We start from the raw sequence: 23,558 nt of genomic DNA on the forward strand, positions 1-23,558 counted from the left end.
TTGCGATCCGGCGAGACCTGAATGGAGCGCACCATGTTTCGACACCTGACCATCGATACCCTGACCGCCTGGCTCGACGACGAGGCTCCGCTCACCCTGGTCGATATCCGCGATCCGGCCAGCTTTGCTGCCGGCCGCATTCCCGGCAGCCGCCATCTCGACAATGACAGCGTGCCGGCACTGCTGGAGGCGGCGCCGCGCGAGCAGCCCATGGTGGTGGTGTGCTACCACGGCCACTCGAGCCAGCAAGCCGCGGCTTGGCTGGCGGGGCAGGGCTTCGCCGAGGTCTACAGTCTCGACGGCGGCTTCACCGAATGGGAGTACCGCCTGCCTGAACGCGTGGAGCGTGCCGGCTCATGAGCGCAGCGCGGGACCCGGCGATCGCAGGCCTCGAGGTCTATCGCGTGGGGGGGGCAGTGCGCGATGCTCGCCTGGGCTGGCCTACCGTGGATACCGATTGGGTGGTGGTGGGAGCGACGCCTGAGGAGATGCGCCGCCGCGGCTTTCGTCCGGTGGGGCGTGACTTCCCGGTGTTTCTGCACCCGTTCAACCACGAGGAGTATGCGCTGGCGCGCACCGAGCGCAAGTCGGGGCACGGCTATACCGGTTTCGAGGTGCATGCCAGCCCCGATGTGACTCTGGAAGAGGATCTGGCCCGTCGCGACCTCACCATCAACGCCATGGCAGAGACCCCGGAAGGCGAGCTGATCGATCCATACGGCGGCTTGCAGGATCTCGCAGAGCGCGTCTTACGACACGTTTCGCCGGCCTTCGTCGAAGACCCGCTGCGGGTGCTGCGCACGGCACGTTTCCTGGCCCGCTATGCCGGGCTCGGCTTCATCATCGCCGACGAGACCTGGGCGCTGATGCGCGAGCTGACCGAGAGCGGCGAGCTTTCTCACCTGGTGGCCGAGCGCGTCTGGACCGAGACCGAGAAGGCGCTGGGCGAGCCCGAACCGGCGGTCTACTTCCGTACGCTGCATGCCTGTGGTGCCCTGACGGTGCTGATGCCCGAGCTCATCGGGAGCGGCGCGGAGCTCGATGAGGCGTTGCAGCGCATGACGCGCCTGCCAGATGTACTGCCCGAGGCGGAGCGGTTGCGCTGGCGCTGGGCCCGCCTGGTGGAGCATCTGGATGAGGCCGACCAACGAACCTTGAGCGAACGCCTGCGCCTGCCGCGCAGCTATCGTGAGCTGGGGTGGCAGGCCGCATTGACCCGGCAACTGGCCGAGAGCGACACGCCTGTTGCCGATACGGTGAAAGCCTGGCTGGACGGTGTCGACGCCTGGCGCCGAGCCGAGCGGGTGGCCCCGCTCATCGCGCTGCTGGCGCTCGAGACGCCGGCGCTGGCCATACGACTAGAGCGGGCCTGGCGGGAGGTGTCGCGGCTCGAGGCAAGGGAGCTGCTGGCCGAGGGCTTTCGCGGCGGCGCGCTGGGCGAAGAACTGGCCCGACGGCGCCGGGCCGTGCTGCAGCGGGAAATGGAGCGGCACTGAGAGAATGTGCTCAGCTGTCGGCTTGCTGGCGCATCGCTCAGGAGCGCCAGACGAACTCGACGGGCCACAGACGCTGATCGGCAGCCTCGAACTCGGTCCACAGTTCGGCGTAGGTACGCCCGACCTCGGGGTGGAGCGTGTCGGGCAGTAGTTCGGCGAGCGGCAGCAGCACGAAGGCGTGGTGCAGGATCTCGTCGCGTGGCAGCGTGACCCCGTCGTGCTCGCCGCAGAGGTCGCCCACCGTCAGCAGGTCGATGTCCAGCGTTCGCGGGCTGAACTTGGGCGTGCCCGGGCGTCGTCCGTGCTCGCTCTCGATACGCTTGCACCAAGCCTGCAGCTCGCCCACCGACCAGTCGCTGTCGAACACTGCCACCAGATTGTAGAAGTTGCGTCCGTCGATGAAGCCGACGGGCACGCTCTCGAAGACGCGGGACACGGCCAGGTTGTCGAAGGTGGCGACAAGCGCCTCCAGGCAGGCCGTGATGTGACGCTCACGCTCGATGTTGCTACCGATGCTGACGCTTACCTTGGCCATCAGGCGCCCTCCGGCGGTGTGCCGCGTTCGATGCGCACGCCTACCGCAGCAGCGGCCGGTACCGCGCCCGGCTTGCGTAGCGTCAAGCGTAGCCACGGCACGAAAAATTCCGTCATCAACAACTGCGCGAGACGCTCGGCGAAGGTTTCCACCAGTGCGAAGTCGTGCTCGTCGGCGAAGCGCTGGATGCGCTGGCTGATGGCCGCGTAGTCGAGAGTCTTGGTGAGGTCATCGTCGGCAGCTGCCGGGCGAATGTCGGTGGCGAGCTCCAGGTCGAGCACCAGCCGCTGGCGAATGGTGCGTTCCCAGTCGTATACGCCGATGACCGTCTCGAGTTCCAGCGACTCGATCAACACGCAATCCATGTGCAGCTCCCAAACAGGCCGAAGAAGGAGGCACGATTGTACGTGAGCGTCGGGACGGATTGACAGGCTTGCGGTGCTGTCCCTGGCGTGCGGGGGCTGGCAGAATCGTCGATGGTGATGACGAACGAGCATGGGGGCGGATTTGGGCGAAGAGCTGTGGCCGCTATGGGGTCTGGTGCCGCTGGGCTATCTCAGCGGTTCCTGGCTGGGCGCGCTGTGGGTCTGCCGGCTGGCAGGCGTCGCTGATCCGCGCGGGGAAGGCTCCGGCAACCCGGGCTTCTCGAACGTGTTGCGCCTTTACGGCCCGCGGCTTGCCGGAGCGACGCTGGCGCTCGATGCGGCCAAGGGGATGCCGGTGCTGTGGTTCGCCATGGTGCTGGGCATGCCGCCATGGGCCCAGGGCATGGTCGGGCTGGCCGTGTTGCTGGGGCACAGCTTTCCGCCCTGGCATCGCTTCCGTGGCGGCAAGGCGGTGGCCAGCGCTTTCGGCGTCCTGCTGGTGCTGACCCCCTGGGTGGCGCTGTGCTGTGCCGCGCTGTGGGTACTGCTGGCCTGGCGAGTACGTACCGCGGCGGTGGCCTCGCTGGCCAGCGCCGGTATCGCGCCGCTGGCCAGCCTGTGGCTGGCGCCGGACTATGTACTCGTGATTCTGGTCTTCACCCTGCTGGTGCTGGTGCGCCACCTGCTCAACATACGTCGGCTGGGCAAGGGCGACGAGCATGCGCTCTGAAGCGTCGTCGCTGTTACGGCTGGCTGCATCAAAGCGGTGGACGTTCAGACGCTGGCCGGTGACGTCAGGGTATCCATCGGCCAGCGCGGCACCGCCTTCATGTGCCCCGTCTCGTCGCGTTCGCCGGCCTGCAGGCGCAAGGCGCCGGCCAGGGCGATCATGGCGCCGTTGTCGGTGCAGAAACGGCCGCGAGGATAGAATACCTGTGCGTTGCGCTTCGCCACCTCCGTGGCCAATCTCTCGCGCAAGCGCTGGTTGGCACTCACCCCACCGGCCATCACCAGACGTTTGAGGCCGGTGTCGTCCAACGCCCGGCGGCACTTGATCGTCAGGGTATCGACCACTGCCTCCTCGAAGGCCCGGGCAACGTCGGCACGGGCCTGGTCGTCGAGCTCGCCGGCCTGTTCCAGCTGGCGCAGGGTGGTGAGGGTATGGGTCTTGAGCCCGGAAAAGCTGAAGTCGAGGCCCGGCCGGTCGGTCATCGGCCGGGGGAAGCGAAAGCGCTCGGGATTGCCCGTCTCGGCCAGTCGGGCGACCTGAGGGCCGCCGGGATAGCTCAGTCCCAGCATCTTGGCGGTCTTGTCGAAGGCTTCGCCAGCGGCGTCGTCCACCGACTCGCCGAGCAGGCGATACAGCCCCAGCCCTTGTACCTCGACCAGTTGAGTATGCCCGCCGGAGACCAGCAGGGCGACGAAGGGGAAGGCCGGCGGCGACTCTTCGAGCATGGGTGCCAGCAGGTGCCCCTCCATGTGGTGAACCCCCAGCACGGGGATGCCCAGCGCACGAGCCATGCCGTGCGCGGTGCTGGCGCCCACCATCAGCGCGCCGACCAGCCCCGGGCCGGAGGTATAGGCGATGGCGTCGAGCTCGCTGCGCTGCATGCCGGCCTCGTCGAGCACCCGCTGTATCAGGGGCAGCAGGCGCCGGGTATGGTCACGGGAGGCCAGCTCCGGTACCACGCCGCCATATTCGGCATGCATGGCGACCTGGCTGTAGAGAGCGTCGGCCAGCAGGCCGCGTTCGGTGTCGTAGATCGCGACGCCGGTTTCGTCGCAGGAGGTCTCGATGCCAAGGACGCGCATGGTGCAGAGCTCATGATGAGAGGAAGGCCGTATTCTAGCAAATCGGGGCCTGGCCATCCCGCCTTCGTGTGGCGGGAATTTGCAAAGCTTGGCATCGCCGACTAAACTACCGTGCGCTGTACAATTGGGTCGTGCACCCACATCCGGGTGTGCGTTCGAACCGAACTCAAGAATTCAAGGTAGGTGAGTGCTTAATGCCTTCTGTCAAAGTACGTGATAACGAGCCGTTCGACGTCGCGCTGCGCCGTTTCAAGCGTTCCTGTGAAAAAGCCGGCATCCTCTCCGAAGTGCGTCGTCGCGAGCACTACGAGAAGCCGACAGCAGAGCGCAAGCGCAAGGCTGCCGCCGCGGTGAAGCGTCACGCCAAGAAGCTCCAGCGTGAGCGCAAGCGTTTCGAACGGCTCTATTGATCCGTACTCGGGGAGCCTCGATGCTTCGTGCATTGCGGCTTCTGGAAGGATGACCAAGCGGCTGCCGTCAGGTGGCCGCTTGTCTTTCAAGTCCGTTTCACTGCAATTTTTCATCTGCCCCGCCGGGAGGTGGCAAGACCCACATGGCCGGCCAGATTCCGCAGCGCTTCATCGATGACCTGCTGGCACGCGTCGACGTGGTCGAGGTGGTTGGCGAGCGAGTGCAGCTGAAGAAGGCTGGACGCAACTATTCCGGCCTGTGCCCCTTTCATCAGGAAAAGACGCCGTCCTTCACCGTCAGTGCCGATAAGCAGTTCTACCACTGCTTCGGCTGTGGTGCTCACGGCACTGCTCTGCGTTTCCTGATGGAGTACGACAAGCTGCGCTTCCCCGAGGCGGTAGAGCAACTGGCGGCCCGCTTGGGGCTCGAGGTGCCGCGCGAAGGCGACGACGACCCTCGCGCTCAGGCACGCGAGCGCAAGCGCCAGGAGGGCGTCAATCTGCTCGAGCTCTCGGCCAGCTTCTTTCGCGAGCGGCTGAAGATGTCTGAGGGGCAGCAGGCGCGGGAGTACCTCTCCCGGCGCGGCCTCTCCGAAGAGGTGCAGCGAGACTTCGGCATCGGCTATGCCCCGGACGACTGGGAGGCACTCAAGCGCCACCTGAGCGCTAGGGGCGTTGCCGAAGCGGTACAGGTCGAATACGGCCTGCTGGTGCAGCGCGAGGAGAGCGGCCGCACCTACGACCGCTTCCGCGATCGGGTGATGTTCCCGATTCGTGACGTGCGCGGACGTACCATCGCCTTCGGTGGTCGAGTGCTCGGCGATGCCAAGCCCAAGTACTTGAACTCGCCCGAGACGCCGGTCTTCCACAAGGGCAGGGAGCTGTACGGGCTGTTCGAGGCCAGGCAGGCCAATCCACGGCTCGAGCGGCTGGTGATCGTCGAGGGCTACATGGACGTGGTGGCGCTGGCCCAGTTCGGCATTCGCAATGCCGTGGCGACCCTGGGGACTTCCACCAGCGAGGAGCATCTGGGGCGGCTGTTCCGCATGGTCGACGAGGTGGTGTTCTGCTTCGACGGCGACCGGGCCGGGCGGCAGGCCGCCAGCCGCGCGCTGGAAACGGTGCTGCCGCAGATGATCGATGGGCGGACGGCGCGCTTCCTGTTCCTGCCGGAGGGCGAGGACCCGGATACGCTGGTGCGTCGCGAGGGGCCTGAGGCCTTCGAGAACCGCATCACCTGCGCCAGCCCGTTGTCGGAGTTCCTGTTCGATCAGGCGGCGCGGGGGCGTGACCTGGCACGTGTCGAGGAGCGCGAGCGCTTCGCCAGCCAGGTGTTGAAGGCAGTGGCACGATTGCCTCAGGGCATGTTGAAGACCGTGCTGCTGGGGGAACTCGCGCGGCGTACCGGGGTCGATCAGTCTCGCTTCGACGCGCTCCTGGCCAGCGAGCAGGAGGCTGCCTCACCGGCCGCCGAGCCTTCCCAGGCGCCTGTCGCGGCGGCTTCCGCACCGAGTGTGGCGGAAGAGAAGCCGCGCAAAGAGGGAGCGGCGCTGGGGCTGATGGCGCGGGTGCTGCAGCTGCTGGTGCATGAGCCGACGCTGGTCGAGCGCTTGCCCGCGGTGGAGGAGTGGTGTCCGGAGGACGGGACGGATGCCTTGCTGTGCCGCGAGCTGGTGCGTTTGCTGCGGGCGGGACGTTACCGTAGCCCGCATGTGTTGCTGGCCCACTTCCAGGGCAGTGCTCAGGGCGAGCGGCTAGCGGCACTGGTACAGCGAGAGATGCTGATTCCGCGGGAGGCGCGAGTCCAGGAGCTCGAGGGATTGGTCGAGTACCTGAGGCGTCAACGGCAGCGCCAGTCGCCGCAGGAGGAGTTCGAGGCGCTGCTGGCCAAAGAGCGGGGCGGTGAACGCCTGCCGCTCGAGGCGAGGCAGCGGCTGCAGGAGCTGCTGTTGGAGCTGAAACGCTGACCGCTGGATTGAGACCGGCGGATTGATTTTCCGTTGTGCACCCCCATGTTAGGGAGCATGGCCGGACGCTGTCAGCATAACCGATTAAACTAACACACCTGAGTGATCGAGCAAATGGGCCGTACTGGCGGGTTCGTACTGTTTCCCGCTATACTATTGGGCTTCATGAGTTTTCTCCACCCCAGCGCTTCAGGTGCTTCATTCTTCTTCGTCGAGATAGGGTTTCTATGGCTGGAAATGCGCAGCAGCAGTCACGTCTGAAGGAGTTGATCGCGCGTGGCAAGGAACAGGGCTACCTGACCTATGCCGAGGTCAACGACCATCTTCCCGAGGATATTGCCGATCCCGATCAGGTGGAAGACATCATCGGCATGATCAATGACATGGGTATCAGCGTCGTCGAGGAAGCACCCGATGAAGATACCCTGATGATGTCCGATCACTCCGCCGACGAGTCGGCCGCCGAGGAGGCCGTGGCTGCCCTGGCGGCGGTAGAGAGCGACGTAGGCCGGACCACCGATCCGGTGCGCATGTACATGCGTGAAATGGGCACCGTGGAGCTGCTGACCCGCGAGGGTGAGATCGAGATTGCCAAGCGCATCGAGGAAGGCACCCGCGAAGTGATGTCGGCGCTGGCCTGGCTGCCGGGCGCGGTGGACTCGATTCTCGAGGCCTACGATGCCACCCAGGACGAAGAGGCGCCGGGACGACTGTCCGACCTCTTCTCCGGCTTCATCGATCCTGACGAAGGCATCCCCGGCGTGGCCGAGGCGGAAGTGCCCGAAGAGCTGGTCGACGACGGCGCCGCCGACGACGCGGATGATGCCGATGCTGACGATGACGAAGACGACGCTGACACCAGCGAGGCGGAGGAGAGCACCGGCGGCCCCGACCCGGAAGAGGCGAGGGCGCGTTTCGAGCAGATCCGCGAGCAGAACGAGCTGGTGCGGGAAGCCCTGGCCAAGCATGGTCGTGGCAGCGAGCAGGCGCGGGTCGAGATGGATCGCCTGGCAGAACTGTTCTCGCCGATCAAGCTGGTGCCCAAGCACTTCGAGCGCCTGGTCGGTCAGGTGCGCATCAGCGTCGAGCAGATTCGCACCCAGGAAAAGGCGGTGATGCAGCTTTTCGTCAAGCTGGCCAAGGTACCGCGCAAGAGCTTCATCAAGGCGTTTCCCGGCAACGAATCGCGTCAGGAGTGGCTCGACGAGTTCATTGCCGAGAATGCCAAGTTCGCCGAGCGCCTCGAGCCGCTGCGGGCCGATATCCAGCGCGCCCAGCGCCGCATCGCCTTCGAGGAGGAGATGGTTCAGCTGCCCGTGCCGGAGCTGAAGGAGATCAATCGTCGTCTCTCCATCGGCGAGGCTAAGGCGCGCCGGGCCAAGAAGGAGATGGTCGAGGCCAACCTGCGTCTGGTGATCTCCATCGCCAAGAAGTACACCAACCGTGGCCTGCAGTTCCTGGATCTGATCCAGGAGGGCAACATCGGCCTGATGAAGGCGGTGGACAAGTTCGAGTACCGTCGCGGCTACAAGTTCTCGACCTACGCCACCTGGTGGATTCGTCAGGCGATCACCCGCTCGATCGCCGATCAGGCGCGTACCATCCGTATTCCGGTGCACATGATCGAGACCATCAACAAGCTCAACCGCGTGTCGCGCCAGATGCTGCAGGAGATGGGCCGCGAGCCGACGCCAGAGGAGCTGGGCGAGCGTCTCGAGATGCCCGAGGACAAGGTACGCAAGGTGCTCAAGATCGCCAAGGAGCCGATCTCCATGGAGACGCCCATCGGTGACGACGACGACTCGCACCTGGGCGATTTCATCGAGGACAGCACCATGCAGCTGCCGGTCGACCTTGCTACCGGCGAGGGTCTGATCGAGGCCACCCGCAACGTGCTCGGCGGGTTGACCGCTCGTGAGGCCAAGGTGCTGCGCATGCGTTTCGGTATCGACATGAACACCGACCACACCCTCGAGGAGGTCGGCAAGCAGTTCGACGTGACCCGTGAGCGGATTCGTCAGATCGAAGCCAAGGCGCTGCGCAAGCTGCGCCACCCGAGCCGCTCCGAACCGCTGCGTTCGTTCCTCGACGAGTAAGCGCGATCACCCGATGTGAAAAAAACCGCGGCCCGATGGCCGCGGTTTTTTTTCGACCGCACCGTGGACGGTGTGGCGCAGGGCGTGTTCAGAGCACGTAGTGGGTGGCCGAGCCCGGCCCTACCGGCAGGCCGAACAGGAACACCCAGGCAAAGAACAGCAGGCTCCAGCCGATCAGCATGAACAGGGTGTAGGGCAGCATCAGCGCCACCAGCGTGCCGATACCCAGGTCCTTACGGTAACGCGCGGCCACCGCCATGATCAGGCCGAAGTAGCTCATCATCGGCGTGATCAAGTTGGTCACCGAGTCGCCGATGCGGTAGGCGGCCTGGATCACTTCCGGGGCATAGCCCATAAGCATCAGCATCGGCACGAAGATGGGCGCCGTGACCGCCCACTGTGCCGACGCGCTGCCCAGCGACAGGTTGACGAAGGCGCACATCAGGATGAACAGGGCGAACAGCAGCGGGCCGCTCAGGCCCAGTGTCTGCAGCATGTCGGCGCCAGCCACGGCGATCACGGTGCCGAAATTGCTCCAGTTGAACAGCGCCACGAACTGGGCGGCAAAGAAGACCAGTACGATGTAAAGGCCGAGGCTGCTCATGCTGCGGGCCATGGCATCGACGACGTCGCGGTCGCCGCGCATGGTGCCGGCAAGCCTGCCGTAGACGAAACCGAGCAGAGAGAAGGAAATCGCCACGATCACCACGATGCCGCTGAGAAAGGGCGAGCCGCTGATGGCGCCGGTTTCCGGGTGGCGCAGGATGCCGTTGGCAGGCACCACCATGAGTGCCAGCAGCGCCACGATGGCCAGGGTGGCGAGTCCGGTCCCCTTGAGTGCGCGCTTCTCCGTGGCCGAGAGGCTCGCCATGCGCTGCCCGTCGATGTCATCCGCGGCGTAGGCGGCATCGAACTTGCCGAGCTTGGGCTCGACGATGCGCTCGGTCACCAGCCCGCCGATCAGCGTGACGACGAAGGTGCTGACGATCATGAAGAACCAGTTGGCCTCGGCGCCTACGCTGTAGCTCGGGTCGAGCAGGCGCGCGGCTTCCTGGGTGATGCCGGAGAGCAGCGGGTCGACGGTGCCGATCAGCAGGTTGGCGCTGTAGCCGCCGGAAACGCCACAGAAGGCGGCGGCGAGCCCGGCCAGCGGATGACGCCCCAGCGAATGGAAGATCATCGCTGCCAGCGGAATCAGCACCACGTAACCGAGTTCGGCGGCCATGTTGGACATGATGCCGGCGAACACCACGGCATAGGTGACGATGCGTGGTGAGCGGTCCAGCACCAGGGCGCGCATGCTGGCCGAGAGCAGTCCCGAATGCTCGGCGACGCCCACGCCGAGCATGGCGACCAGTACCGTGCCCAGCGGCGCGAAGCCGGTGAAGTTGGTCACCATCTCGGTGATCAGGCGACGCAATCCTTCTGCGTTGAGCAACGAATTGACCGCAATGAGCTCACCTTCATTGGCAGGGCGCGGGTCGGCGACCGAAACGCCCAGGGCACCGGCGATGCCGCTGGCCACCACCACGATGACGCAGAGCAGTGCGAACAGAGTGACCGGGTGTGGCAGCAGATTGCCCAGCCACTCCACGCTGTCGAGGAAACGATGGAAGGCGCCCCGTTTCAGGCGCTCGCGGCGAGGTAATGTTGACATTAGAAAATACTCTTTTAGTGCGCTTTGATTAGTTGAAATTGTTGCCTTGTTGGCATGGCGCGAGACATTACGCTGATAATGATCTGTCTGCAAACCTGCCTCGCCATGGGCAAGTCTGGTCACGCGAGGTGTGCCGATTCGAACAGGGAGGCGGTGGGGAAGGAGCGTCAGGAGTAGGTGGTCACGTGGCGCTGGGCCTCTTCCACGATCCAGTCGTGAACGGCCGCGACGCGCCGGTCGTCCAGCGCGCCGCTGGTATGCACGATGCCGTAGCGCTTGCCGGTGGGGATGCGGGCGGGGAACGGGGCGATCAGCGCCCCCGTCTTGAGTTCGTCGGTCAGCAGCGCCTGGCGTGCAATGGCGACTCCCATGCCGGCGACGGCCGCCTCCAGGGCCAGCCGGTGCCGATTGAAGGTGTAGCCGCGGCGTACGTTGAGCGGCGGGGCTTCGATGGCCTGCAGGTAGTGTTCCCACTCGGCGTAGGGGCTCCCACCGCGCCAAGCGGTGATATCGTGCAGCAGCGGGTACCAGGCCAGGTCGCCGGGGCTGGAAAGCGGCGGGCGGCGGCGCATCAAGCCGGGGGCGCAGACCGGGAAGATCACCTCCTCCATCAGCGGGGTGATGGCCAGGCCCGGATAGTGGCCGTCGTTGAGATCGATCGCCAGGTCGAACTCGCCTTCGCGCAGTGACAGGCTGCTGTCCTCGGCGATGACCTGCAGTTCGATATCGGGAAAACGGGCCTGGAGTCGCGGCAGTCGCGGCATCAGCCATTTGCTGAGAAACGCCGGCACGCTGCGCAGACGTATTACGCCGCTCATCACACCGCTGCGCAGACGCTTCACCTCGAGGCCGACCGACTGGTAGGCCTCGTCCACCACGGCGGCCAGCCGCTTGCCTTCCTCGGTGAGCTCCAGGCGTCGCGGCAGTCGACGAAAGAGCTTGAAACCGAGTCGCTCTTCCAACTGCTTGATCTGCTGACTCACCGCGCCGGTGGTGACGTGCAGCTCCTCGGCCGCCCGGGTGAATGAGAGGTGGCGTGCGCTGATGGCGAAGACTTTCAGCCAGGCGTGGGTTTGGGCGTGCAGCAGTCGGCTCATGCTTTAGTTTTGCTATAGCAGGAAGGAGTTATTCTCGGTTGCTCGGCGAGCGCTTCGACGTCAACCTTATGCCATACTTGCTTACAAGCAAACATGTTTTAGTCAGGCTGATCCATGGGCGACATGGTACGTGGCATGACTGACGACTTGCGAGGTGAATCATGGCCATCAGTGTGTTCGACCTGTTCAAGATCGGTATCGGTCCGTCCAGCTCTCATACCGTGGGGCCCATGCGGGCTGCCTATGACTTCGTCGAGGAGCTGCGACAGCGGGACCTGGTCGAGCGCGTGGCCCGCATCGAGGTGAAACTGTTCGGCTCGCTGAGTGCCACCGGCAAAGGGCACGCTACCGATCGCGCAGTGATCATGGGGCTGATGGGCGAGCGTCCCGATCGGATCGATCCCGCCATCGTCACGCCCTGCATCGAAGAGCTGCTGGAAACCAACACGCTGATGCTGGACGGGCGACTGGCGATCCCGTTCCTCTGGACGCGCGATCTGCAGTGGCATGAGGAGTGTCTGCCCTATCACCCCAATGCGATGACGCTGGTGGCACACGGTCATAGCGAAGAACTGTGGCGCAACACCTACTACTCGGTGGGTGGTGGCTTCGTCATCGACGAGGGCCAGGCCGAGCGCGGCGAGCTGGATCAGGATTCCACCGTGTTGCCTTACGACTTCAATTCCGGCGCCGAGCTGATGGCGCTGTGCCGCATGCATGACATGCGGATCAGCGAGCTGATGCTGGAGAACGAGAAGGCCTGGCGCAGCGAAGCCGAGATTCGCGACGGCCTGTGGCAGATCTGGCAGGCCATGCAAGCCTGTGTCGACAGAGGCTTGCAGCAGGAAGGCGTCCTTCCCGGCGGGCTCAACGTCAAGCGCCGTGCCGCTGCGCTGCATCGCCGTCTGCTGGCGACGAGCGACGACCGGAGCTTGATTGCTTCGACCTTCGGCGCCATGGACTGGGTCAACGTCTTCGCCCTGGCGGTGAACGAAGAGAACGCTGCGGGCGGGCGTATGGTCACGGCTCCCACCAATGGGGCGGCAGGCATCATTCCGGCCGTGCTGCATTACTACATGAAGTTCCAGCCCGGTGCCTGTGAGCGCGACGTTGTCGATTTCCTGCTGGCCGCCGGGGCGGTGGGCATCCTGTGCAAGAAGAACGCTTCCATCTCCGGCGCCGAGGTGGGCTGTCAGGGTGAGGTCGGCTCGGCCTGCGCCATGGCTGCCGCCGGGCTGGCCGAGGTGATGGGCGGCAGCGTGGCACAGGTGGAGAATGCCGCCGAGATTGGCCTGGAGCACAACCTCGGGCTGACCTGCGACCCGGTGGGCGGCCTGGTACAGGTACCCTGCATCGAGCGCAACGCCATCGCTTCGGTCAAGGCGATCAATGCCGCCCAGATGTCGCTGCGTGGGGACGGCGAGCATTTCATTTCACTCGACAAGGCGATCCGCACCATGCGCGATACCGGGCGCGACATGCAGGACAAGTACAAGGAAACGTCCCGCGGCGGCCTGGCCGTGAACGCCATCGAGTGCTGAAAGAGGTCGCCAGAACAGCCCCTTGGCTGTAATGGTGAAGAACATGACGCGATGCCCCTGTGGCATCGCGTTTTTGTTTGCAAACTAACAAAGCCTGCTTTGATATACGCCATTGGTCGAGTTTGACCCATGAACGGTTGCTCCGCGGTTGTGTCTCCTCTAGCTTACGTTAACGTAAAGGTTAGAAGTCCCAGGTTGGGCCAAGCGCCGGCCGCAGCCTTCACGACAACGACAACAAATCAGCATGGATCGCGTGGGCGATCCAGAGAGGACGTCACATGACCCAGGAGTTCATACTGGAAACTCGCGGGTTGACCAAGCAGTTCCGCGGCTTCACCGCCGTGGACGATGTCAACCTGCAGGTCCGGGAGGGGCATATCCACGCCTTGATCGGTCCCAACGGTGCCGGCAAGACGACCGTCTTCAATCTCCTCACCAAGTTCCTGCCACCGACCCGTGGCGAGATTCTCTACCGCGACAAGCCGATCACCGGCATGAAGGCCAACGAGATCGCCCGCATGGGGATGGTGCGTTCCTTCCAGATCTCGGCGGTGTTCGCCCACATGACGGCGCTGGAGAACGTGCGCGTGGCGCTGCAGCGCCCCATCGGCACCTCCTTCCATTTCTGGAAGTCGGAGCGCACGCTCGACTACCTCAACGACCGCGCCATCGAGCTGCTCGATGAGGTTGGTCTGCGTGAGTACGCCGACGTGCTGACGGTGGAGATGCCCTACGGGCGCAAGCGCGCGCTCGAGGTGGCCACGACCCTGGCCATGAATCCGACGCTGATGCTGCTCGACGAGCCGACCCAGGGCATGGGGGCAGAGGACGTCGACCGTATCGTCGCGCTGATCCGCCGCGTGGCGCAGGGCCGTACGGTGCTGATGGTGGAGCACAACCTCAGTGTGGTGAGCCGGCTTTGCGACCGCATCACCGTATTGGCTCGCGGCGCCGTGCTGGCGGAAGGGGATTACCAGACGGTTTCCGCCGACCCACGGGTGCGCGAGGCCTACATGGGTAGCGAGGCTGCGGCAGAGGAGGCCAGCGCATGAATCAGGTCGTCGAACAGCCTTCACGCAGCGAATACAACGATCACGATGGCGCCGAGATGCTGCGCATCCGCGATCTGCATGCCTTCTATGGCGAGTCCCACATTCTTCATGGGGTCGACATGGAGGTGCGTCGCGGTGAGCTGGTGACCCTGCTGGGCCGCAACGGTGCAGGGCGCAGCACCACGCTCAAGGCGATCATGAGCATGGTGGGCCGGCGTACCGGTTCGATCATGATCAACGGCACCGAGACGGTCAGCATGAAGGCGCATCGCATTCCGCGCCTGGGTATCGGCTACTGCCCCGAGGAGCGCGGCATTTTTGCCAGCCTCGACGTGGAAGAGAATCTGCTGCTGCCGCCCACCGTGCGTTCGGGTGGCATGTCGATCGACGAAATCTACGAGATGTTTCCCAACCTTTACGAGCGCCGCCGCAGTCAGGGCACTCGGCTTTCGGGCGGGGAGCAGCAGATGCTGGCCATGGCGCGCATCCTGCGCACCGGCGCGCGCATGCTGCTGCTCGACGAGATCACCGAGGGGCTGGCGCCGGTCATCGTGCAGAAGCTGGCCGAGGTACTGGTCAAGCTGCGCGACCGTGGCATGACCATCGTGCTGGTGGAGCAGAATTTCCGCTTCGCCGCGCCGCTGGCCGACCGCCACTATGTCATGGAGCACGGGCGCATCATCGAGGAGATCAGTGCGGCACAGCTGCCCTCCAAGCGCGATCACCTCAACTCCCTGCTGGGGGTGTAACCAACTTTCGTTATCACGACGAAGCGCGACTCATCTGCAGTACGTGTCACAACGATGCATCACAACAACAAGCCGCCCAACCGGGCTATGGAGACAATAATGACCTTCATCAAGAAGACTCTCGCCAGCAGCGTTGCTCTTGCCATCACCGCCGCCATGGCGACTGCCGCTCAGGCCGAGATCAGCGACGGCGAGATTCGCATCGGCTACCTGGCGGACATGTCCGGCACCTATCGTGACCTGGCCGGACCCGGCGGCCTCGAAGCCCTGCGCATGGCGGTCGAGGACTTCGGTGGCAGCGTCAACGGAGCACCCATCCAGGTGTTCAGCGCCGACGACCGCAACAGCGCCGACGTCGGCGCCAACACCGTGCGTGAATGGATCGATACCCGCAACGTCGATATGGTGGCCGGCCTGGTGGCCTCCTCGGTGACCATTGCCGTCACCCGTGTGCTGGAAGAGAACGACGGCTTCGGCATCGTCTCCGCTTCGGCTGCCTCCAGCATCACCAACGAGCACTGCACGCCCAATCACATCCACTGGGTCTACGACACCTATCCGCTGGCCAACGGTACCGCCCAGGCGGTGGTGCAGCAGGGCGGCGACACCTGGTTCATGCTCACCGCCGACTACGCCTTCGGCCACGCCCTGGAGGGCGACGTGACTCGCGTGGTGGAAGAGAACGGCGGTCAGATCGTCGGCGGCGTGCGTCACCCGTTCCCCACCGACGACTTCTCCTCCTACATCCTCCAGGCCCAGGGCTCCGGCGCCAAGATCATCGGTCTGGCCAATGCCGGCGCCGATACCGTCAATGCCATCAACACCGCCAGCCAGTTCGGCGTGGTGGAGGCCGGGCAGCAGCTGGCCGGTCTGCTGGTGTTCCTCAACGACGTGCATGCCATGGGGCTCGACGCCACCCAGGGGCTGCTGTTGACCACCGGCTGGTACTGGAACATGGACGACGAGGCACGTGAGTGGGCCGAGCGTTACTACGAGCGCGTGGGTCGTATGCCGACCATGGTTCAGGCCGGCATCTATTCCAGCACCTATCACTACCTGCAGGCAGTCGAGGCGACCGGCAGCGACGATCCGCAGACGGTGCGCGAGCACATGATGCGTCAGCCGATCCACGACTTCTTCGCTCGTAATGGCCGGCTGCGCGAGGATGGCCGCATGGTTCACGACATGTACCTGGCGCGCGTGAAGTCGCCCGAAGAGTCCACCCACGAGTGGGATCTCTACGAAATCCTCACCACCATTCCCGCCGAAGAGGCCTACCGCCCGCTCTCCGAAAGCCAGTGCAAGCTGGTGCAGAACTGAAGCGAGTAAGACCGGCGGCGACCACGGTCGCCGCCCCTCTGACGGCGAGGAGAACCTGACATGACGATGATATTCGGCGTGCCGTTGGCGGTGTTCATGGGCCAGCTTCTGTTGGGTCTGATCAACGGCGCCTTTTACGCCCTGCTGAGCCTCGGGCTGGCGGTGATCTTCGGCCTGCTGAAGATCGTCAACTTCGCCCATGGGGCCATGTACATGCTGGGGGCGTTCGCCACCCTGCTGGGCATGCGCTACCTGGGCATCAATTACTGGGCGGCGCTGCTGCTGGCACCGCTTTTCGTGGGCCTGCTGGGCATGCTGATCGAGCGCGTGCTGCTGCGTCGCATCGGCCACCTGGACCATCTCTACGGCTTGCTGCTGACCTTCGGCCTGGCACTGATCTTCGAGGGTACGCTGGTCAACTTCTTCGGCGTATCCGGGGCGCGTTACCCCACCCCCGAGGCGCTGCAGGGCGGTTATCAGACCGGTTTCATGTTCCTGCCCAAGTATCGCGCCTGGGTACTGCTGGCGGCTCTCGTCGTTTGCTTTGCTACCTGGTACATCATCGAGCGCACACGCCTCGGTGCCTACCTGCGCGCGGGCACCGAAAACCCGGCACTGATGCAGGCCTTCGGGGTCAACGTGCCACTGCTGGTGACGCTGACCTATGGCTTCGGCGTGGCGCTGGCGGCCTTCGCCGGGGTACTGGCCGCACCGCTCTATCCAGTGTCGCCGACCATGGGTTCGAACCTGCTGATCGTGGTCTTCGCCGTGGTGGTCATCGGTGGCATGGGCTCCATTCTGGGCGCCATCGTCACCGGGCTTGCCATGGGGCTGATAGAAGGTCTGACCAAGGTGTACTACCCCGAGGCGGCCAACACCGTGATCTTCCTGGTGATGATTCTGGTGCTGCTGCTAAGACCCGCCGGACTGTTCGGCAAGGAGGCATGACGACATGGCCACGACTCAAACGATGACGCCCTCCATGAAGCGTGAGCGCCGCGCCAACCTGCGTCGCAATGCCTTCTACCTGGTACTGATCGCGATCGGCCTGGTGGCACCCTTCTTCGCCTACCCGGTATTCTTGATGAAGGTGCTGTGCTTCGCGCTGTTCGCCTGCGCCTTCAACCTGCTGTTGGGCTATGCCGGGCTGCTCTCCTTCGGGCATGCGGCCTTCCTGGCCACCGGCGGTTACGTCACCGGCTATCTGCTGGCGAGCTACCCGGCACTGACCCCTGAGCTTGGCATCCTCATCGGTACGGCTGCCGCCCTGGTACTGGGGGCCGCGTTCGGTGCGCTGTCGATCCGTCGCCAGGGCATCTATTTCGCCATGGTGACCCTGGCGCTGGCGCAGCTGATGTTCTTCTTCTACATCCAGGCGCCCTTCACCGGCGGTGAGGATGGCCTGCACGGCGTGCCGCGCGGCCATCTGTTCGGCGTCATCAGCCTGCGCAGCAATCTGGCTATGTACTACTTCGTCTTTGCCATCTTCCTGTTCGGCTTCGCGCTGGTCCAGCGTGCGGTGCATTCGCCCTTCGGCCAGGTGCTCAAGGCCATCCGTGAGAACGAACCGCGTGCGGTGTCGCTGGGCTACAACGTGGATGCCTACAAGCTGGTCGCCTTCATCCTTTCCGCAGGTCTGGCCGGCCTGGCCGGCTCCACCAAGACCGTGGTGTTCCAGTTGGCGTCGCTGACCGACGCCCATTGGCACATGTCCGGCGAGGTGATCCTGATGACCCTGCTGGGGGGCGTCGGTACTCTGTTCGGTCCGGTGGTGGGCGCGGGGCTGGTGGTGAGCCTGCAGCACATGCTGGCGCAGTCGCCGCTGGGCAACTGGGTCGGCCCGATTCTCGGCGTCATTTTCGTGATCTGTGTGCTCAGCTTCCGCAGTGGTATCGTCGGTGAGGCGATGAAGATGTACCGCAAAAACTTCAAGTGAAAGCCGTTGGCAGGACCTCTTCCTGGCGCCCTATAAGGGCGCCTTTTTATTGCGCTTCCGTGGCGCAGGCCTGCTCCAGCCGTTGAGGCAGGTGCTCGACCAGGAAGTCGATGAACTGGCGTACCTTGGCGGCGTGCTGGCGATGGCGCGGCATGACCGCCCATACCCCGGCGTCGCGGCATTGAAAGCGTGACAGCACTTCGACCAGCTCACCGCTGGCGAGATAGGGCATGACGTAGTAATCGGGCAGTTGCGCCAACCCCAGTCCCTTGAGGGCAGCATCGAGCAGCGCCGGTCCCGAATTGGCCTGCCAGGGGCCGCTCACGCGCACCTCACGATGCAGGCCGTCGACATCGAAGCGCCACTGGTCCCGGGTGCCGATCAGACAGCGATGATGTATCAGTTCCGCTATCGAATGAGGCTGCGACACGCGCTGGAAGTAGTCGGGCGAGGCGACGACATATTCGCGCCGCTCGCAAAGCCGGCGGGCCACCAGCGTGGAGTCCTGCAGGGTGCCCATGCGAATGACCACGTCGTAACCTTCGTCGATGACGTCCACCTGACGGTTGGTGAGGTGCAGGCGCATCTCCAGCTGTGGATGCAGCTTGAGGAAGTCATTGACCAGAGGGGCGATGAAGCGCTCGCCGAACGCGGTGGCACAGCTGAGCTGAAGGATGCCATGAGGCTTTTCCTGCAGGCTCTGCAGGGCGGCTTCGGCTTCACGGAAGCCGTCCAGGAGTTCACGGCAGCGGGCGTAATAGCGCTCCCCGGCATCGGTGAGGTGGATCTGCCGCGTGGTGCGATAGAGCAGCGGCAGCCCCAGCTCCTGTTCGAGCTGGGCCACCTGGCGGCTGATATGCGAATTGGAAACGTGCAACTGGCGTGCTGCGGCGGCAAAAGTGCCCAGCTTGACCACTTCCACGAAGGCTTCGATACCGTCCCAATGAGCCATGAGCGCACCGTGATTATTGCACAGCAGGAATAATGTTGTGTCGCTGTTTCAGTATCATCATAGCGCCTAGCGCACCTAGACTGATAGGAATCGTTACACACTGGATCGCCAAACCATCAGGAGAAAGGTATGAAGTCGCGTGCCGCCGTTGCGCTGGAAGCGGGCAAGCCCCTCGAGCTCACCGAAATCGACGTACAGGATCCCAAGGCGGGTGAGGTGCTGGTGCGTATCGCCGCGACCAGCGTGTGCCACACCGACGCCTTCACGCTCTCCGGCGCTGACCCCGAGGGTCTGTTTCCCTCGGTGCTGGGCCACGAGGGCGCCGGCATCGTCGAGGCGGTGGGCGAAGGGGTGACCAGCCTCGAGCCCGGCGATCACGTCATCCCGCTCTATACCGCCGAGTGCGGCAAGTGCAAGTTCTGCCGCTCGGGCAAGACCAACCTGTGTCAGGCGGTGCGCGCCACCCAAGGCCAGGGACTGATGCCCGACGGCAGCTCGCGCTTCTCGCTGGACGGCAAGATGCTGCACCACTACATGGGTTGCTCCACCTTCAGCGAATACACCGTGCTGCCCGAGGTCTCCCTGGCCAAGGTCTCCAAGGAGGCGCCGCTGGACAAGATCTGCCTGCTCGGCTGCGGCGTGACCACCGGCATCGGTGCGGTGCTCAACACCGCCAAGGTGGAGCCGGGTGCCACCGTGGCGGTGTTCGGCCTCGGCGCCATCGGCCTGGCGGTAATCCAGGGCGCGCAGATGGCCAAGGCCAGCCGCATCATCGCCATCGACGTCAACCCGGACAAGTTCGAGCTGGCGCGCCAGTTCGGTGCCACCGACTTCGTCAATCCCAAGGAGCACTCGGCGCCGATCCAGCAGGTGATCGTCGACATGACCGACGGCGGGGTCGACTACTCCTTCGAGTGCATCGGCAACGTCAACGTGATGCGCTCGGCGCTGGAGTGCTGCCACAAGGGCTGGGGCGAGTCGGTGATCATCGGCGTGGCCGGGGCCGGCGAGGAGATCTCCACGCGGCCGTTCCAGCTGGTCACGGGCCGGGTGTGGCGCGGCTCGGCGTTCGGCGGGGTGAAAGGGCGCAGCGAGCTGCCCGGCTACGTGCAGCGCTACATGGACGGCGAGATCAAGATCGACGAGTTCATCACCCACGACATGCCGTTCGAGCAGATCAACGAGGCATTTGAGCTGCTGCACGCGGGCAAGAGCATTCGTACGGTGCTTCACTTTTAATAGGCGCCCGGCGCCTCGCGATATGAGGCGTGACGGCGGCTGCGCACAGGGAGCTGCCTACAAATTGCCGTTCCGGTCGCTATCCTTGGGTAGCGACCGCAAGGAGACCGAACGATGACCATGACCGAGAACCTCGAACCTATCTCGAGCAACAAGAGCTTCGGTGGCTGGCACAAGCGCTACCGGCATCGCTCGCGGGCGCTGGACTGCGAGATGGAGTTCGCCATCTACCTGCCGCCGCAGGCCGAGACCGAGCGTGTGCCGCTGCTGTGGTGGCTATCGGGGCTGACCTGTACGGACGAGAACTTCATGCAGAAGGCCGGGGCGCACCGAGTGGCCGCCGAGCTCGGTATCGCCATCATCTGCCCCGACACCAGCCCGCGTGGTACCGATCTGCCCGGCGAGCACGACAGCTACGACTTCGGTTCGGGGGCGGGCTTCTACGTCAACGCTACCCAGGAGCCGTGGAAGAAGCACTATCGGATGTACGACTACGTGGCTGAGGAGCTGCCCTCGGTGGTGCGCCAGCACTTCCCGCTCAACGGCCGGGAGTCGATCAGCGGGCACTCCATGGGTGGGCACGGTGCGCTGATCCTGGCGCTGCGCCGACCCGGCCACTATCGCTCGGTGTCGGCCTTCTCGCCCATCGTCAATCCCACCCAGTGCCCCTGGGGACGCAAGGCGTTCCGCGGCTACCTGGGCGACGATCCCGGCGCCTGGACCCAGTATGACGCCTGCGAGCTGGTGGCCAAGGGCGCGTCGACACAGCACTTGTTCATCGATCAGGGCGAGGCGGACCAGTTTCTCGAGGAGCAGCTCAAGCCCGAGCGGCTCGAGGCCGTATGCGAAGAGCACGATCACCCCCTGACGTTGCGCCGTCAGCCGGGGTATGATCACAGCTACTTCTTCATTGCCAGCTTCATCGAGGAGCACCTGCGTTACCATGCGGAGCATCTCTCCAAGCGCTGACTCTCCCCCTGCACAGGGCACTGCATGATCGGTGTCCTGCTACGCCGCGTGCTGCGTTGGGCGGCCCTTGCCGGGGCCGCCTTCGTCATCTTGTCGATCCTTGCGGTCATGCTGCTGCGCCATGTACCCGTATACGGCTCCATGGTGATGCTGGAGCGCAAGGTGCAGTCCTGGATGGCGGGGGAGTCGCTGACCATTCAGCATCAGTGGCGGCCATGGGGTGAGCTCTCCGATCATGCCAAGCTGGCGGTGATCGCCGCCGAGGACCAGCGCTTCCCGATCCATCGCGGTTTCGATGTCGACGAGATGCGCCGCGCCTGGGAGGCGAGCCGCAACGGCGGGCGTTTGCGCGGTGCCAGTACCATCAGCCAGCAGACGGCCAAGAACCTGTTCCTGTGGACGGGGCGCAGTTGGTTGCGCAAGGGGTTCGAAGCCTGGTTCACCGTGCTGATCGAGGCGCTGTGGCCCAAACAGCGCATTCTCGAGGTCTATCTCAACATTGCCGAGTGGGATAACGGCGTATTCGGCCTGGAAGCAGCCGGACAGCGCTATTTCGGCGTCTCTGCGGATCGCATCAATGAAGTGCAGGCCAGCCGTTTGGCAGCGATCCTGCCCAATCCGAGGGCCTGGGATGCTGCCCGGCCTGGCCCTCACGTGGAGCGTCGCAGCCAGTGGATTCGCCAGCAGATGCGCAACCTTGGCGGGCCGCGCTATCTCGAGCAACTGGCCGCCAACTGACGCAGCCACTTCTTTCTATTGCCTCTCTATCGCCGCCTCTGGCCGCGAGCTGCCAGCACGACTCCGACGATGGTTACGGCCATGCCTGCCAGTGCCGCCAGTGGCAGGCGCTCGTCGAACAGCCACCAGGCCTGTAGTGCCGTGACGGGGGGCACCAGGTAGAACAGGCTGGCCACGCGGGAGGCTTCTCCGCGCCGGATGAGCGCCATCAGCAGCAGAATGGCGGCAATCGACAGCACCAGCACCAGCCAGCCCAGGGTCAGTACGAAGGTGAGCGTCCATTCGACGTGCCGCTCCTCCAGCAGCAGGGCGCCGAGGCCGAGCAGGGCGCCGGAGGAGAGGTACTGCACCACCGTGCCCGAGAGCAGCGGCATGCCGGTGCAGAAGCGCTTTTGATAAAGGGTGCCCAGGGTAATGCCGGCCAGGGCGACGAGCACACAGGCCAGAGCGCCGAGGCCGAAGCCCTGGAACAACTCGGCTCCCGGGTCGAGCTTGCTGCCCAGCACCAGGGTGATGCCGATCAGGCCCAGCGCCAGCCCCAGCCACTGGGTGGCAGCGATGCGCTCGCCCAGCATCGGCCCGGCGAGGGTAGCGGTCAACAGCGGCTGCAGGCCGACCAATAGGGCCGTGAGCCCCGCCGGCATGCCCAGGTAGATGCCGTAAAAGACGCCGCCCAGATAGGCCCCGTGCACCAGCAGCCCCGAGACGGCGATATGACCCTTGAGCCGCCAGCCTTGGGGCCAGGCGCTGCCCATCAGCTTGACCAAGGGAATCAGCAGGGTCAGGGTCAGCACGAAGCGAATGAACAGGAAAGTGAAGGGTTCGGCATGGGGCAGGCCGAACTTGGCGCCGATGAAGCCGGTACTCCACAGGGCGACGAAGAGAATTGGCATGCTGGCCAGCAACGCGGCATCGAAGCGTGAAGTGGCGGTGCTTGGCATCGCAGGAGCGTCCTTGAAGTGCTGTCGTGAAGCTGTCGACGATACTTGGTTGCCGCTGGTGACGAAAGCTAGCAGGTTAACTTTTTCCACACGGTTTCAGGCCGCGCAGTGAAAAGACCAAAAAATTACATTCCGTAACATTAAAAACTGAACTCCGAGCGCTTGCGCTCGTCAGACTCCCTACATTCACCGCAACACCCCTTGGAGGTATTCATGCAACGGATGACTGCACTGTTCTCGGCCGCCCTGCTCACTGCCGGGCTGATGACCGCACAGGCGCACGCTCAGCAAGATCCCGCCCAGGACCCGGCAGCCCAGCCGCAAGCGCAGGCACCCGCTCAGGACTTCTCCGATGATCAGCTTCAGCAGTTTGCCGATGCCTCCCAGGAAATCGCCGTGATTTCACAGGAGTACACCGAGCGTCTGCATGCGGCCGAAGACGAGCAGGCCCAGCAGGAAGTGCGCATGGAAGCCAATGACCGTATGGTCGAGGTGGTCGAGGAGAACGGTCTCGACGTGGATACCTTCAATGCCATCGGCCATGCCATCCAGCAGGATCCGGAGCTGATGCAGCGCGTGCAGCAGATGGCCGAGCAGTCGTAAACGACGTCGCCAGCCAAGCTGACTGGAAAGGCCGCTTCGAGCGGCCTTTCTTGTGTTTGGCATTCGCCCCCCTTTACTCTGTC

Annotated in this window: 23 protein-coding genes; 16 read left to right on the forward strand and 7 right to left on the reverse strand. The window is 64.5% G+C overall.

All coding sequences use genetic code 11. The features are described from left to right. Positions 1-33: 33 nt before the first annotated feature. A complete protein-coding gene (gene glpE / locus HOP58_RS09105; RefSeq protein WP_267963362.1) occupies positions 34-360 on the forward strand; it encodes a thiosulfate sulfurtransferase GlpE in 327 nt (108 codons plus the stop codon). Next, complete coding sequence (locus HOP58_RS09110; protein ID WP_234252749.1) at positions 357-1,496, forward strand: polynucleotide adenylyltransferase; 1,140 nt, start codon at positions 357-359, stop codon at positions 1,494-1,496. The genes glpE and HOP58_RS09110 overlap by 4 nt, the downstream gene beginning before the upstream one ends. 37 nt (positions 1,497-1,533) lie before the next feature. Here the strand turns inward: HOP58_RS09110 and folK are convergent, their stop codons facing one another. Together folK and folB are read right to left on the reverse strand one after the other, a co-directional pair. Next, complete coding sequence (folK, locus tag HOP58_RS09115) at positions 1,534-2,031, reverse strand: 2-amino-4-hydroxy-6-hydroxymethyldihydropteridine diphosphokinase (RefSeq protein ID WP_234260133.1); 498 nt, start codon at positions 2,029-2,031, stop codon at positions 1,534-1,536. Next, positions 2,031-2,396 carry a dihydroneopterin aldolase gene (gene folB, locus HOP58_RS09120; protein ID WP_234252751.1) on the reverse strand — a complete coding sequence of 122 codons (366 nt, stop codon included), beginning with the start codon at positions 2,394-2,396 and terminating at the stop codon, positions 2,031-2,033. The genes folK and folB overlap by 1 nt, the downstream gene beginning before the upstream one ends. Positions 2,397-2,526: 130 nt before the next feature. On the opposite strand from folB, the gene plsY reads away from it, so the two are divergent. Further along, entirely contained in the window at positions 2,527-3,126 is a 600-nt protein-coding gene (plsY, locus tag HOP58_RS09125; RefSeq protein WP_234252752.1) for a glycerol-3-phosphate 1-O-acyltransferase PlsY, read from the forward strand. Between the two features lie 44 nt (positions 3,127-3,170). Here plsY and tsaD read toward each other — a convergent pair whose 3' ends face one another. Beyond that, positions 3,171-4,208, reverse strand: a complete 1,038-nt coding sequence (tsaD, locus tag HOP58_RS09130; RefSeq protein WP_234260134.1) for a tRNA (adenosine(37)-N6)-threonylcarbamoyltransferase complex transferase subunit TsaD — start codon at positions 4,206-4,208, stop codon at positions 3,171-3,173. 194 nt (positions 4,209-4,402) lie between these two features. Here tsaD and rpsU point away from each other — a divergent pair, with 194 nt between their 5' ends. The 3 genes from rpsU to rpoD all read left to right on the forward strand — a co-directional run bounded on the left by rpsU (position 4,403) and on the right by rpoD (position 8,681). Then, on the forward strand, positions 4,403-4,618 hold the full coding sequence (gene rpsU / locus HOP58_RS09135) for a 30S ribosomal protein S21 (protein ID WP_010629611.1): 216 nt from the start codon (positions 4,403-4,405) through the stop codon (positions 4,616-4,618). A gap of 143 nt (positions 4,619-4,761) precedes the next feature. Further along, complete coding sequence (gene dnaG / locus HOP58_RS09140) at positions 4,762-6,585, forward strand: DNA primase (protein WP_234260135.1); 1,824 nt, start codon at positions 4,762-4,764, stop codon at positions 6,583-6,585. 227 nt (positions 6,586-6,812) lie between these two features. Beyond that, positions 6,813-8,681, forward strand: coding sequence for an RNA polymerase sigma factor RpoD (gene rpoD / locus HOP58_RS09145; RefSeq protein WP_010629609.1), 1,869 nt, complete (start codon positions 6,813-6,815; stop codon positions 8,679-8,681). A gap of 88 nt (positions 8,682-8,769) precedes the next feature. On the opposite strand, the gene HOP58_RS09150 is transcribed toward rpoD, so the two are convergent. Further along, entirely contained in the window at positions 8,770-10,338 is a 1,569-nt protein-coding gene (locus HOP58_RS09150) for an AbgT family transporter (protein WP_010629608.1), read from the reverse strand. 167 nt (positions 10,339-10,505) lie between these two features. Then, positions 10,506-11,435: a LysR substrate-binding domain-containing protein gene (locus tag HOP58_RS09155; protein ID WP_234252755.1), complete on the reverse strand. Its 930-nt coding sequence runs from the start codon at positions 11,433-11,435 to the stop codon at positions 10,506-10,508. A 161-nt stretch (positions 11,436-11,596) separates the two neighbouring features. On the opposite strand from HOP58_RS09155, the gene HOP58_RS09160 reads away from it, so the two are divergent. The 6 genes from HOP58_RS09160 (at position 11,597) to HOP58_RS09185 (ending at position 18,033) form a co-directional block, all read left to right on the forward strand. Continuing rightward, positions 11,597-12,976 carry an L-serine ammonia-lyase gene (locus HOP58_RS09160; RefSeq protein WP_234260136.1) on the forward strand — a complete coding sequence of 460 codons (1,380 nt, stop codon included), beginning with the start codon at positions 11,597-11,599 and terminating at the stop codon, positions 12,974-12,976. Positions 12,977-13,254: 278 nt separating this feature from the next. Next, positions 13,255-14,028 carry an ABC transporter ATP-binding protein gene (locus tag HOP58_RS09165; RefSeq protein ID WP_010629605.1) on the forward strand — a complete coding sequence of 258 codons (774 nt, stop codon included), beginning with the start codon at positions 13,255-13,257 and terminating at the stop codon, positions 14,026-14,028. Beyond that, positions 14,025-14,777, forward strand: coding sequence for an ABC transporter ATP-binding protein (locus tag HOP58_RS09170; protein WP_234260137.1), 753 nt, complete (start codon positions 14,025-14,027; stop codon positions 14,775-14,777). The genes HOP58_RS09165 and HOP58_RS09170 overlap by 4 nt, the downstream gene beginning before the upstream one ends. 99 nt (positions 14,778-14,876) lie before the next feature. Beyond that, the gene (locus HOP58_RS09175; protein ID WP_010629603.1) at positions 14,877-16,097 is read left to right on the forward strand and encodes an ABC transporter substrate-binding protein; all 1,221 of its coding nucleotides are present in this window, start codon (positions 14,877-14,879) and stop codon (positions 16,095-16,097) included. Positions 16,098-16,157: 60 nt separating this feature from the next. After that, positions 16,158-17,045: a branched-chain amino acid ABC transporter permease gene (locus HOP58_RS09180; protein ID WP_010629602.1), complete on the forward strand. Its 888-nt coding sequence runs from the start codon at positions 16,158-16,160 to the stop codon at positions 17,043-17,045. A 4-nt stretch (positions 17,046-17,049) separates the two neighbouring features. Next, positions 17,050-18,033 (forward strand): branched-chain amino acid ABC transporter permease, encoded by a 984-nt coding sequence (locus HOP58_RS09185; RefSeq protein WP_234260138.1) that lies wholly within the window; start codon positions 17,050-17,052, stop codon positions 18,031-18,033. 46 nt (positions 18,034-18,079) lie between these two features. Here the strand turns inward: HOP58_RS09185 and HOP58_RS09190 are convergent, their stop codons facing one another. Further along, positions 18,080-18,985 carry a LysR family transcriptional regulator gene (locus HOP58_RS09190; protein ID WP_010629600.1) on the reverse strand — a complete coding sequence of 302 codons (906 nt, stop codon included), beginning with the start codon at positions 18,983-18,985 and terminating at the stop codon, positions 18,080-18,082. 129 nt (positions 18,986-19,114) lie between these two features. Between HOP58_RS09190 and HOP58_RS09195 the strand changes: the two genes are divergently transcribed. The 3 genes from HOP58_RS09195 to mtgA all read left to right on the forward strand — a co-directional run bounded on the left by HOP58_RS09195 (position 19,115) and on the right by mtgA (position 21,931). Beyond that, positions 19,115-20,224 carry an S-(hydroxymethyl)glutathione dehydrogenase/class III alcohol dehydrogenase gene (locus HOP58_RS09195; protein ID WP_234260139.1) on the forward strand — a complete coding sequence of 370 codons (1,110 nt, stop codon included), beginning with the start codon at positions 19,115-19,117 and terminating at the stop codon, positions 20,222-20,224. 114 nt (positions 20,225-20,338) lie between these two features. Beyond that, the gene (fghA, locus tag HOP58_RS09200) at positions 20,339-21,193 is read left to right on the forward strand and encodes an S-formylglutathione hydrolase (protein WP_026038262.1); all 855 of its coding nucleotides are present in this window, start codon (positions 20,339-20,341) and stop codon (positions 21,191-21,193) included. Between the two features lie 24 nt (positions 21,194-21,217). Continuing rightward, positions 21,218-21,931: a monofunctional biosynthetic peptidoglycan transglycosylase gene (gene mtgA / locus HOP58_RS09205; RefSeq protein ID WP_234260140.1), complete on the forward strand. Its 714-nt coding sequence runs from the start codon at positions 21,218-21,220 to the stop codon at positions 21,929-21,931. Between the two features lie 26 nt (positions 21,932-21,957). Here mtgA and HOP58_RS09210 read toward each other — a convergent pair whose 3' ends face one another. Continuing rightward, on the reverse strand, positions 21,958-22,872 hold the full coding sequence (locus HOP58_RS09210) for a DMT family transporter (RefSeq protein WP_010629595.1): 915 nt from the start codon (positions 22,870-22,872) through the stop codon (positions 21,958-21,960). Between the two features lie 213 nt (positions 22,873-23,085). Between HOP58_RS09210 and HOP58_RS09215 the strand changes: the two genes are divergently transcribed. Then, positions 23,086-23,475 (forward strand): DUF4168 domain-containing protein, encoded by a 390-nt coding sequence (locus HOP58_RS09215; protein WP_010629594.1) that lies wholly within the window; start codon positions 23,086-23,088, stop codon positions 23,473-23,475. Positions 23,476-23,558 lie beyond the last annotated feature (83 nt).

This window comes from Halomonas sp. MCCC 1A11062, assembly GCF_021404355.1.
Lineage (GTDB): Bacteria > Pseudomonadota > Gammaproteobacteria > Pseudomonadales > Halomonadaceae > Halomonas > Halomonas aerodenitrificans.